This is a genomic window from Bombilactobacillus folatiphilus, from assembly GCF_023380265.1.
Lineage (GTDB): Bacteria > Bacillota > Bacilli > Lactobacillales > Lactobacillaceae > Bombilactobacillus > Bombilactobacillus folatiphilus.
The window spans coordinates 829,276-841,554 of sequence record NZ_CP093366.1 but is presented as its reverse complement, the minus strand read 5'-3'; the positions used below and the strand labels follow the sequence as shown (position 1 = coordinate 841,554).

Genomic DNA, 12,279 nt, shown 5'->3' with positions numbered 1-12,279 from the left:
TACACTGATGCTAGTAATGATTTAGTTGAGTCAAGGAGGTTTTTTAATGAGTTTACTTGAATTGAAACATGTCAAAAAAAATTTTGAACAAGCAGAAAGTATTGAGACAGTCGAAGCGTTAAAAGATATTTCCTTTGAGGTACAAGAGGGTGATTATATTGCTATCATGGGGGAATCAGGTTCTGGTAAATCGACGCTCTTGAATTTGATTGCTACTTTGGATCAGCCAACCAGTGGTAGTCTGCAAATCAATGGCCAAAATTTAGCTGATTTGTCTGAGAATCAAGCGGCTTTGTATCGAAGAAAGAATTTAGGATTTGTATTTCAAAATTTTAATTTGTTGAATACATTTAATAATCAAGATAATATTTTATTACCATTAGTCTTGAATAAAACTCCAGTTCCACAATTACAGCAACGTTTGATGCCCTTAGCAAAAAGTTTAAAACTGACTGAATTGCTAAAACGTTATCCATATGAAGTGTCAGGTGGTCAACGACAACGAATTGCAGCGGCAAGAGCCTTAATCACAAAACCACAAATCATTTTAGCTGATGAACCAACAGGAGCTTTGGATTCATATAATTCCGAGTTGTTGTTGCGTTTGTTTGAACAAATTAATCAAGCTGGTCAAACAATTTTGATGGTGACGCACAGTGCTTTAGCAGCTAGTCATGCTAAAAGGATTTTATTTATTAAAGATGGTTTGATTTTTCATGAAATCTTTCGCGGTGAGCAAACGTCTGAACAATATTTACAACAGATTACGAATAGTGCTGCTTTGTTGGTGAGGGGGTAGACCATAATGAAAATTCATTGGAGACTAGCTAAAAAAGCATTAATTAGTCATCGTGAATTATATATACCATTTATTTTAGTCAGTATGCTTTTAGTGGCTATTTGTGAAATTTTTTGGTCAATGACCCAAAATTCTAGTTTGAAACAGACTGCAGCTGGAACCAATGCCAGTTACATTATCCTTTTGGGCGCTATTTTTGTGACAGTTTTGTCAGTAATTTTCTTATTTTATATTAATCGTTTCTTGATGAAGCGACAATTAAAAGAATTAGCGCTGTACAACATGTTAGGTTTAACAAAGGGCGATCTGAGATTAGTAGTTTTGTATGAAATTTTAATCCTATGGGCGATGGTTGTAGTTTTAGGACTAATTGTCGGTCTGGTTTTGAGTAAATTATTCTTTTTAATTTTGACATTTTTCTTGCAAACTACAACGATTGTGGAACAATTTAGTTTGAATAGTTTAATTTTAGTAACGGTTATATTTAGCGGCATTTTTAGCATATTATTTATGAGCGATTTTAAAAGTCTCTACCAAGTTCAACCGGCAAATTTGTGGAATCAAAGTGAACAACCGGAGCCCGAACCGAAGAGCAATTGGTTGTTGGGAGTTAGCAGTCTGTTATTTTTGGCGGTGGGTTATTGGATTGCTGTCAAAACTTCACCCAACGCAGAAGCAATGGTCCAATTTGTGTTAGCAATGATTTTAGTGATCATTGGTATTTACGGCTTGTTTATTGCCTCCAGTATTGTTATTTTAAAGTTACTGAAGAAAAATCGAAAATTTTATTATCAGCCCAAACATTTTATTTCTGTTTCAGGAACTTTATATCGGATGAAGCAAAATGGAGCGAGCTTGGCTTCTATCTGTCTACTCTGTACGACCATTTTAGTGGCTTTAGTTGGTAGCGTAAGCTTGTATGTTGGCAAGGAAAAGATGATTAATCGTAGTGCTCCTTATGATTTGATGATGACGCAAAGCAAACCTTTTTCGGCAACAGAGCAAAAGGTTATGCAACAAGTAGTTAAAAAACAGGATGTTAAAATATCTAAACCTAAACAAATGATGATGACTGTACCACAGGCGGTAATTGTTAAAAATCATCATATTTTTCCTTCTAGTATGACTGCACCATCGGCTACACATCAACTGTCCACTCTAACTTTAGCGGAATATAATAATTTGAGTCGTAAACATTATCAATTGCAACCAAATCAAATTTTGGTTTATACTGATGATGGTAAAAAAGTGGCACAGCAGCTGACACTAAATGGTAGACAATATCGAACTAAAATGATTCCTCAATTTGCAATGCAGTTTAATTATCAAAATAGTATTTATAAATCACTTTTTATTGTGGCAGCTAACAGGCAAGTGGCACAACAAATCAATCATCAACCTTGGCTTTATGTTCAAGGTCAAAATTTGGCTGGAAATTCAAAGCGAGTTTTACACGCATCAAAACTAGTTACTACAGCGTTACATCTGACAGCTGAACAGTACACTTCTAAGCCAGAGTTAGAGGGATTTTGGAATAGTTTAGTTGGTAGTATTTTGTTTGTTGGTGGTTTAATTAGTTTGTCGATGATTCTGTTGACGGGAGCATTAATTTATTATAAACAATTATCTGAAGGGTATGCAGATCGTCAACGTTTTCAAATTATGCAAGAAGTTGGATTGAGTAAACAAGAAACGGCACAAACAATCCGTAGTCAAGTGTTGCTTTTATTTATGCTACCGATTATTGGTGCCATAATTAATTTAGCATTTGCATTACCGGCTATTAAAAGTATTTTAGCAGTTTTCTCCATATACAATGTGTTGATATTGTTGGCGGTGTCAATCACAACTCTAGTTTTACTCATAATTTACTATTTGATAGTTTATGCTTTAACGACACGAGCGTACACAAAAATTGTTAATACAAAAACAATGAGCATAGAATAGATTTTAAAAGCATCCTCTAAAAGGGATGCTTTTATTTTTGAAAAAGAATTTGTTTTGTTTAGATGTAAGCGTTAAAATTAAATGATTATTAAATTTTCGAAGTTACATAGTTATTAGAGGAGTTTGGCATGGTTATTTTTACAGAACGACAGAAAAAGATTTTAGGATTATTGCTTCAAACAAAAAAGGGATTGTCTTTAACAAAATTTGAGCACCAGTTAAATGTTAGTTCCCGGACTTTGTATCGAGAATTTTCTGATTTACGCTTATATTTAGAAAATCAAGGAATTCAACTCATTAACGATCATGGATTTTATCGATTAGAAGGAAACTCAGTAAGTCTTCTCCAAATCCAAACCAATATTCAACACCAGAATCCTCAAGATACTTTGTCTGCTAATTCGCGGCAAAAAGCGTTAGCGACCATGCTTTTGTTGAATAGTGAAGAAATAAAAATGATTGATTTGGCATTAAATTTGGAAGTAAGTCTGGGGACAATTCAACGTGATTTGAATAAAGTTGAAACAACCTTTAAGCAATATGATTTACATTTAGAGCGCAAAAAAGGGGTGGGAATCGTCCTAAGTGGTCGTGAAGATGTTCGCCGTTATTTATTTTGTCATTTGGTTGCAGATTCGGTTAATGAATATCAATTTTTAGCATATTTACAAGGTCAAAGAACGACTGTAACCAATTTTTCAGCGGTGCTTTTACCAGTTAAACTGTTACGGCAATGTTATCGCGTTTTGAAAACCAAGGTCTTGGGACAAATCAAAGAGATTTCGGATCAACAAAGTATTTTTTTAGTATTAATTTTTGCGATGTCGCTGTACCGAATTTCCAAAAAATGCATTCTTTCTAGTCAAGAAAATGCTCAGGTACAAATAAAATATTTAAATATTATTGATCAATTTTTGCTGAGTTGGCCGTCGCAAACTTTGGTTAAAAATCTGCAATCAGCAGAACGTAATTTTTTAGCGTTGCAATTACAAAATAGTGATCATCAGATTAAAAGTCATTACTTGGATTATAATGATTTGTCGGTTTCTATGAAAGTTAAAAAGTTAATTGTTCTGGTTTCCATGGATTATCACTGGGATTTTACGCATGATGCGATTTTTTTTGAAAAATTAACACTGCATGTGGAAAATTTGGTTCAGAAGAAGCAACCGCAACTTCCCAAAATGAAATTTATGGCATTAGAGACGATTGGTCAACAGTATCAAAAATTGTCGCAAATTATTGCCAAGCGCTGGCAGGAAATTTTTCCTCAGCAAAAGATCAATCCAGCAGAAATACAATTGTTATTGTTATATTTTACGAATGAATATGAAAATTATGGTAATTATTACGCAACTAAGGTCTTAATTGCTTGTGAAAATGGTTTTTCAACTGCACAAATTTTGAAGAATCGCTTACATCAGGAAATTCCGGATATTCAACAAATTGATACGATTAAAATTGCTCAATTGTCGCAAATTCATCCTACTGAATATGATTTACTTTTAACAACGATTGATCTGCCTGGCTTTACTGGCAAGTATCAAATTGTCAGTCCTTTGTTGTTAGACAGCGATGTTGAAGAAATTAAACAGCATTTGAAAAAGAATCATTCTCAAGCCAGACATGAAGCTGTTTTTGATTCATCGAAAACGGACCATGCTTTACAAAATTTAGCTAATAAACAATTAGAAATTACCCTGTATCAACAAATCACAACCCAATTTAAAGTGGTTAAGTTGCTGAATAAACCGCAAAATAATTTAGAGCAATTAATACATCAGTTACTTCGTAGTTTACCTGACACAATTATTGAAAACGGAACACAAGTGGCATCCAATTTGATCAAGCGTATTGAGTTAGCACCGATCGGTTTGCCCAATACCCACTTAGCGTTGCTGCATACAAGTAGTGCTGGTGTTTTGCAATTGGCGATCAAAGTGGTGGAGTTGCAGTGGCCGGTCACAATGCTAGCGATGGATCATGAAGAAATTCAAGTTTCACGTTTTTTGTTGATGTTGGCACCGGCTGATATTGATGCTTTGGAAACGAAGTTGTTAGGAATGATTAGCAGCTTGTTGGTCATGAATGATGCCAATCTACACTTATTTGAAACGGGTAATACGCTAGCTTTACAAAATTTTTTGGCAGATAAATTTTTGCAAAAATTACAAGCAAATAATTTGTCTTAAAACCAATGATTTATTTGTTTTTTCATACAAAAAAGCTCTCGAAATATTTTCGAGAGTTTTTTTGTTGGTCAGATTCGATTAGTTTACTTTTGCAGCAGCTGCTTCATCAGCGATCACGACAACATCAGGATGATTTTGCAGAACGCTGGCCGGGACATCAATTGTTACGGGGCCATTAAACATTGCCGCCACAGCATCTGCCTTTTGAGTACCAAAAGCTTCTAACAAAATCTTTTTCGATTTCATAATTGAGCCGATCCCCATCGAATAAGCTTCTTTTGGTACATCGTTGATATTTTTGAAGAAACGACTGTTAGCTTGAATTGTTGATTCAGTTAATTTAGCAACGTGTGTGGTGAGATCAAAGGAAGTTCCGGGTTCATTAAAACCAATATGACCATTTTGCCCGATTCCCAATAATTGTAGGTCAATTGGATGTTGATTAATGATTTGATCGTAATCAGCAGCTTCTTGCTTTGAATTTTGCGCTAAGCCGTTAGGTAAAAATGATTGCTTGAAGGGCTTTTGATTAAAGAGATACTTATTCATAAAGTAACGATAACTTTGCGGATTATCTGGTTTGATGCCGACATATTCATCCAAATTAATCGAAATACAGTTAGAAAAATCCAAATCGCTTTGGACAATTTGTTCATAAGTGGTAATAGGTGTTGAACCAGTAGCTAAACCGAAAGTTTGTGCATTATTTTGTAATGCTTCTTGAAAGACTTTAAAGCCTTCCAGACCACCCTGTTGTTCGTCTTTAGTTACGATTAATTTCATAGAAATTACTCCTCTCAATATTGGTATAGTCCAATTATAGTTAGTTTAGATTTTATTTGCAAGGGAAATCTAAAAATATTATCTTGGCAGTTTACAACTGTCAGAATGAATACTGGATTTTATTGTGAATAGTAGTGATAGCGCTTAAAATAAAAGTGTAATTTCTAGAAGGGAGATTTCAATTTTGGAAGATCAGATGGATTCAAAACAAGTATCAACAAAGCCTAAATCTTCTTTGAAGGCCAAAGTTCAACGTTTTGGAACGGCGCTTTCGGGAATGATTATGCCGAATATTGCGGCAATTATTGCTTGGGGATTGGTGACAGCTTTATTTATGGTTCCAGGGGGCTGGATGCCGAATAAACACATCGCCCAATTAATTAATCCAATGTTGCATTATTTGTTACCGCTTTTAATTGGTTATGTCGGTGGTCGAATGGTGTATGAAGAACGTGGTGCTGTGGTTGGTGCGATCGCTACTACGGGGGTAATTGTTGGTGCCAAAGTACCGATGTTTTTAGGTGCTATGATTATGGGGCCCTTGGGTGGCTGGTGCATTAAGAAGTTTGACCAACTCTTTTTAGATAAAATTAAAACTGGTTTTGAAATGATATACAATAATTTTTCCGCCGGCATTTTGGGAATGATTTTGGCCATTATTGGTCAATTTATTGTCAATCCACTGGTTGTAAGTGGCAGTAATTTGGCGGCCAAAGGTGTGGCTTGGATTATTTCTGTCCATTTGTTGCCATTAGCGAATGTCTTTATTGAGCCAGCCAAGGTGTTGTTCTTAAATAATGCCGTTGGTAATGGTATTTTGGTACCTTTGGGTATTCAACAAGCCAGTCAAGCTGGTAAATCAATTTTGTTCTTACTGGAATCTAATCCGGGACCAGGATTAGGTATTTTGTTAGCATTTTGTATGTTTGGTAAAGGCAACGCCAAGGCTTCAGCTCCAGGGGCAGTGCTAATTCATTTCTTTGGTGGCGTGCATGAAATCTACTTTCCTTATATTTTGATGAAACCTATGTTGATTATTTCGGCAATATTAGGTGGCGTGGCGGGCACCTTTACTTTTCAGATCATGGGTGCTGGTCTAAAGGCTGCTGCATCACCCGGGTCAATCATCGCTGTTTTGTTAATGACCCCCAAAGGGAGCTATTTAGCCAACTTAGCGGGTGTTTTGGTGGCAGCAGTTGTTTCCTTTGTTGTGTCCGTGCCCATTTTAAAAAATAATAAATCGACTGATGAAGATTTAGATGCTAAAAAAGAACAAATGGAACAAATGAAAAGCGACTCTAAGGCAACTGATCCAAAATTAGATACTACAAACGTTAAGGTAAGTATTCAAAAAATTATTTTTGCTTGTGATGCTGGGATGGGTTCTTCGGCTATGGGTGCTTCATTGTTACGAGATAAGCTCAAAAAAGAAGGCGTTACAGACGTTCCAGTAACCAATCTGGCAGTGCGTAACTTAAAGCCGGAGCCTAATCTGTTAGTGGTAACACAAAATGAATTGGCTGAAAGAGCTTTGGAAAAAACGCCAGATGCAATGCATGTTTCGGTGGATAATTTTATGAATAGTCCGCGTTATGATGAAATTGCTCAGATGTTAAAACAGGATAATAGTTCCGTTTCTGAAGTTGAAACGAAGCAGCCTGGGCATTCAATTTTTAGTGACATTGATTTTGCTCAAATTAAACAAATTAGATTTGTAACTGATTCGCACCATGTAGGTTCAACAACGATGGCAGTTAGTGAATTTAATCAAGAATTGCAGACGGCCGATAAAGCTTTAAGAGCCGACAGAGTGATTTTAAGTGATGTCAAAGATCAGGCAGATCAGCTTTTGGTTACAACAACAGCGTTACAGGCGGATTTGCGAGCTAAAGTTTCGCAGGCACAAGTAGTTGTTGTATCGAATATGCTGGAGAATGACGACTTAAAGGAATTAGTTTTACACTTAAATTAGTGAGGGGTAGCTATGGAATTAAAGAAAAAGATGATTCGGCTGAATCAACATTTTTCAACTAAGGAAGAAGCGATTACCGCTGCGGGACAATTATTAGTTGAAGATCACTGTGTTCAACCAGAATATGTGCAGTCCATGATTGACCGGAATAATGAGCTTTCGACGTATATGGGCAATTTCATTGCGATTCCACACGGAACTGACGCGGGAAAGCAGTATATTCACAAAACTGGTATTTCAGTAATGCAGATTCCAGAGGGAGTAGAATTTGGTAGTGCTAAAGATTCCAAATTAGTAACAATTGTCTTTGGAATAGCGGGACTGAATAATGAGCACTTAGATGTTTTGTCACAAATTGCCTTGTTTTGCAGTAAACTAGGTAATGTAGCGCAGTTATCCGATGCACAATCGGAGCAAGAAATTATTAATTTGTTGAAAGAGGTAGGAGAATAATTATGAAAGCAGTACATTTTGGAGCAGGTAATATTGGCCGGGGATTTATTGGCGAAACTTTGGCGGCTAATGATTTTTCGATTCAATTCGTTGATTTGAATGAAACAATTATTAATGAACTGAATAAACGTCATGAATACGATATTGAATTAGCTGCAGAAGGTCAACAAAAACTGCACGTGGCCAATGTTTCTGGTATTAATAATGGAAAAAATCCTGAACAAGTGGTTGATGCTATTGCCACAACTGATCTAGTGACGACTGCCATTGGTCCCAAAATTTTGAAATTTATTGCTCCATTAATTGCACAAGGAATTACTGCTCGTAAACAAAATCAGAATCTTCAAAAAATTGATGTGATTGCTTGCGAGAATATGATTGGTGGTTCGCAAGTTTTGAAAGAAGAGGTTTATCAACATTTAGAGCAGGCAGATCAGGAGTTTGCGGATCAATATATTGGTTTTCCTAATGCGGCTGTGGATCGAATTGTGCCTATCCAAAAACATGATGATCCGTTAATGGTGTCTGTTGAGCCTTTTAAGGAATGGGTTGTTGATGAATCGCAAATGGCCAATCCTGATTTAAAGTTAAAGGGTGTTGATTATGCTCCTGATTTGGAACCGTATATTGAACGTAAGCTCTTTTCTGTTAATACAGGTCACGCTACGGTGGCGTATACTGGTAAGACTTTAGGCTATGATAACATCGGTGATGCCATTAAAGATCCGAAAGTCTTAACTCAGTTAAAAGGTGTTTTGAAAGAAACTGGTGATTTATTAATCGCAAAGTGGCGCTTTAATCGTAGCGATCACGAAGCTTATCAAGCTAAAATTATTAGTCGATTTGAAAATCCTTATATTTCGGATTCGATTGCACGTGTTGGTCGAACACCAATTCGCAAACTGGGGTTTGATGAGCGATTTATTCGTCCAATTCGCGAAGCTAAAGAACGTGGTTTAAGCTATGAAAAATTGTTGGAGACAGTGGGTAAAATTTACCAGTTTGATGAACCAGCAGATGATGAAAGTGTTCAGTTACATCAGATGTTGCAGGCAAAATTTGGTGAAGTAGTTAAGAAAACAACATATTTAACCGATGAAGATTTGATTCAAGAAATTGCTAAGCAAATGGATAGTGAATTTAAAAAATAATTTTGAATAAGTAGCTTGAAAGCTTGGAGGTAAAAACTTCCAGGCTTTTTTGGCATATTTATGTTTGAAATAGAAAATTTTATTTGATCGTGATAGGATATAAATATGTTTATTAATCAATGATTTGAAGAAGGTTTAAAAATGGAACGACAAAAACAAGTGCAAATTTTACGGGATTTGATTGCCATTAATTCTGTGGGTGGCAATGAATTGGAAGTAGCACAATATTTACAAATGTCAGCAAAAAAGATATTGTCAATTTGACAGATCAACAAGTCACAGACGTTATTAAACGAATGATTGCTATTTATCTGCAAGGTGCGAAGACAATCTAGGAGGAAATATGAATGACTACGACCATTATTTATGCACATCCGTATGCGGAGAGTTTGAATCATGCGGTACTACTTCAAGTTCAGGAAGTATTACAGTCGCAAAATGAACCATACAAAGTCTTAGATTTGTATCAGGATCATTTTAATCCAGCTTATACAACAGAAGAATTGCGTTTATTTCATATTGGACAAACCACAGATCCGCTGGTTTCAAAATATCAGGCTGCCATTCAACATTCTCAACGTTTAATTTTTATTTTTCCAATTTGGTGGAATGATTTACCCGCGATAGTCAAGGGTTTTCTTGATAAAGTATTTAAACTGCACTTTGCTTATGTTAACAGCAATTACGGCGTCCAAGGTCAATTACAACACATTCAACAAGTCCAGCTTTTAACGACTTCAACTTCGCCGACTTGGTATTTAAAATTGATAGCAGGCAATGCGGTGCAGTCTGTTTTTGCTCATGCGACCCTGAAACAGGCGGGAATCAAGCATGTTCATTGGCATAATTGTTCCGTTAGTAAACTAGATTGGCGTCATTTTGGACAATTGACGCAGCGTCCAAGACATGAGTTGGAAACATATTTACAACAGATTTCTATTTGATGCTATTTGACATCGGCAGTTTTAATAAAAAAGAAACAAGAGTTCAATTTGATCAAAAAGTTGGACTCTTGTTTAATATGCAATTGGCAAGTTTTTCTTTCTTTTTAATGCGTTATTTAATTAGTACTATGAAAAGCAGAAAAGCAAGCCTTTAATTTTGCCTAACTGTAATTCCAGAAATCAATTACATATTTGTCAAAAGTAGTGTAATTCAAAGTTACATACTTTTCCCTTGAACTTTTTCTTGTAATTGTTAATTCAGCTTCTCTCAAAATTTTAAAGTGATAAGATCCAGCAGATTTGCTAATATTTAATACCTTGTCAATTTCACCACAAGTTATTTCTCTATTGACGTAATTTAGGTACCATATTATTTGAAGACGTATAGGATCTGCGAGTGCTTTAAAAATTTTTACCCTAGTATTATTTTTTTGTTCATTGATTGATTGTTGGATTATGTTATTGTATTGATTTTGTTTTTCCAATTTTGGCTACTCCTACCTTTGAAATCTTATATAATTCTATCCTACATATTAATATTATTCCAATGATGAAATAAGTTAGTAGTAATTTAGCATGCAAGCAGACATTGACGGATCAATTTGATAATGTTACTATTTTGAATAGTTTAAAAGTGTTTTAACTATAGAACAGTTGTAAAGAGCATGGATATGAATTTGGAGAGAATGTGTGGAATTTGATCCAGAGAATAAATTTACTTCATATCATTATAACTACCATATATATGTAAAGGGGATTTAAGTAAGATGAAAGTAAATAATAGAGTAAGTTCAAAATGAGTCTTGTTTTTAACTTCATTAGGCTTTTTTATGTCTATGATGGATTCGATGATTGTTATGACGGCATCAACGGCTATTAAAAATAGTTTTCATATTACGGTTGACCAATTACAATGGGCGCTGAATGCATATAATATAACCGTTGCCGGAGTATTACTTTTTGGAGTTGCGCTGGGAGATAAGATTGGACATCGAAAAATATATAATATTGGAATACTTATCTTTGTGTTAGGATCTATCGGGTATGCACTATCTGATAATATTGTTTCACTAATTATGTTTCGAGTGGTTGAAGGTGTTGGTGCATCTGTAATTTCTCCTATGTCGATGGCAATTTTGTCTTCATCTTTAAAACCAGAGGAATGAGGAAGAGGATTAGGTATTTGGAGCGGTATAGGTGGTTTTGCTTTGATTATTGGTCCTGCATTGGGAGGAATTATTGTATCTAAATTAGCTTGGCAATGGATATTTTGGATAAATGTGCCTATCGGACTAATAACAATATATTTATCGCAGAAAAAATTGCCAGAAACTATTGTTGCAAATTCTAAACTAAATGTAATTGATTCCATTCTGATTTTTTTGTCTTCTGCTGGACTTATTTTGACATTTTCTGAAAGTAAATCTGGAATTATCAGTGCTGCAATGATTGTTGTAGGTATAACAAGTGTGATATTAGCTGTTATTTTCAAAGTGTTGATCATGCAGATGCTCTTCATTCTGGTTTGATGATGCTACATGGACAGGTACATTAGTTGTTGTTGCACCATTTGCAGGTAAAGCTGTGGATTGTTTTGGTGAAAAGATAATTGGTATTTTAGGGTTGACTATGCAAGGTATCGGATATGTTTTGATTGGACTATCAATTAATACTTCATCATCATTTGTTTTAATGTTTATTCCCTTGGCTATTTCGGGTATAGGATTGTCTTTAGCTGGGCCATCATTACAAAAATCTGTAGTTGATGCTGTAGAGAATGATTTTATCAGTAAAGCTTCGGGCATCTATAATATGTTTAAATTGTTTGGAGGGGCTATAGGGGTTACTATTGCCGTCATCATTTTTTATAATTTTGGTGGCGTTCAATCCGCTCGTTTATTTTCACACGGTTTTAATGCTGCAATGTTGGGCTCAGGAGTGCTATCAATTGTGGGAATATTACCAGCTTTATTTATAAAAAAATCATAATTATCTATATCTTAAAATAAAAAATGACTTTTAAAGATTTAATTTCTGA

10 protein-coding genes and 1 pseudogene are annotated in these 12,279 nt (G+C 35.2%); 9 read left to right on the top strand and 2 right to left on the bottom strand.

All coding sequences use genetic code 11. The annotated features are described in order from the left end of the window. Positions 1–46: 46 nt before the first annotated feature. The 3 genes from MOO45_RS04280 (at position 47) to MOO45_RS04270 (ending at position 4,938) form a co-directional block, all read left to right on the top strand. On the top strand, positions 47–799 hold the full coding sequence (locus tag MOO45_RS04280) for an ABC transporter ATP-binding protein (protein WP_249513710.1): 753 nt from the start codon (positions 47–49) through the stop codon (positions 797–799). A 6-nt stretch (positions 800–805) separates the two neighbouring features. Then, on the top strand, positions 806–2,746 hold the full coding sequence (locus MOO45_RS04275; RefSeq protein ID WP_249513709.1) for an FtsX-like permease family protein: 1,941 nt from the start codon (positions 806–808) through the stop codon (positions 2,744–2,746). A 128-nt stretch (positions 2,747–2,874) separates the two neighbouring features. Beyond that, complete coding sequence (locus MOO45_RS04270) at positions 2,875–4,938, top strand: BglG family transcription antiterminator (protein WP_249513708.1); 2,064 nt, start codon at positions 2,875–2,877, stop codon at positions 4,936–4,938. A 78-nt stretch (positions 4,939–5,016) separates the two neighbouring features. On the opposite strand, the gene MOO45_RS04265 is transcribed toward MOO45_RS04270, so the two are convergent. Next, positions 5,017–5,721, bottom strand: a complete 705-nt coding sequence (locus MOO45_RS04265) for a glucosamine-6-phosphate deaminase (RefSeq protein ID WP_249513707.1) — start codon at positions 5,719–5,721, stop codon at positions 5,017–5,019. Between the two features lie 196 nt (positions 5,722–5,917). On the opposite strand from MOO45_RS04265, the gene MOO45_RS04260 reads away from it, so the two are divergent. From MOO45_RS04260 to MOO45_RS04245, 5 genes are all read left to right on the top strand, one after another. Then, positions 5,918–7,693, top strand: a complete 1,776-nt coding sequence (locus MOO45_RS04260) for a PTS mannitol transporter subunit IICB (protein WP_249515158.1) — start codon at positions 5,918–5,920, stop codon at positions 7,691–7,693. A gap of 12 nt (positions 7,694–7,705) precedes the next feature. Next, positions 7,706–8,146, top strand: coding sequence for a PTS sugar transporter subunit IIA (locus tag MOO45_RS04255; RefSeq protein WP_249513706.1), 441 nt, complete (start codon positions 7,706–7,708; stop codon positions 8,144–8,146). 2 nt (positions 8,147–8,148) lie between these two features. Then, a complete protein-coding gene (locus tag MOO45_RS04250; protein ID WP_249513705.1) occupies positions 8,149–9,297 on the top strand; it encodes a mannitol-1-phosphate 5-dehydrogenase in 1,149 nt (382 codons plus the stop codon). 141 nt (positions 9,298–9,438) lie between these two features. Beyond that, the gene (locus MOO45_RS08125) at positions 9,439–9,561 is read left to right on the top strand and encodes a hypothetical protein (protein WP_260524459.1); all 123 of its coding nucleotides are present in this window, start codon (positions 9,439–9,441) and stop codon (positions 9,559–9,561) included. An 83-nt stretch (positions 9,562–9,644) separates the two neighbouring features. After that, positions 9,645–10,241 carry an NAD(P)H-dependent oxidoreductase gene (locus MOO45_RS04245; protein WP_249513704.1) on the top strand — a complete coding sequence of 199 codons (597 nt, stop codon included), beginning with the start codon at positions 9,645–9,647 and terminating at the stop codon, positions 10,239–10,241. A 161-nt stretch (positions 10,242–10,402) separates the two neighbouring features. On the opposite strand, the gene MOO45_RS04240 is transcribed toward MOO45_RS04245, so the two are convergent. Next, a complete protein-coding gene (locus tag MOO45_RS04240; RefSeq protein ID WP_249515157.1) occupies positions 10,403–10,699 on the bottom strand; it encodes an ArsR/SmtB family transcription factor in 297 nt (98 codons plus the stop codon). A 372-nt stretch (positions 10,700–11,071) separates the two neighbouring features. Here MOO45_RS04240 and MOO45_RS04235 point away from each other — a divergent pair. Beyond that, a pseudogene (locus MOO45_RS04235) lies at positions 11,072–12,230 on the top strand (MFS transporter). Positions 12,231–12,279 lie beyond the last annotated feature (49 nt).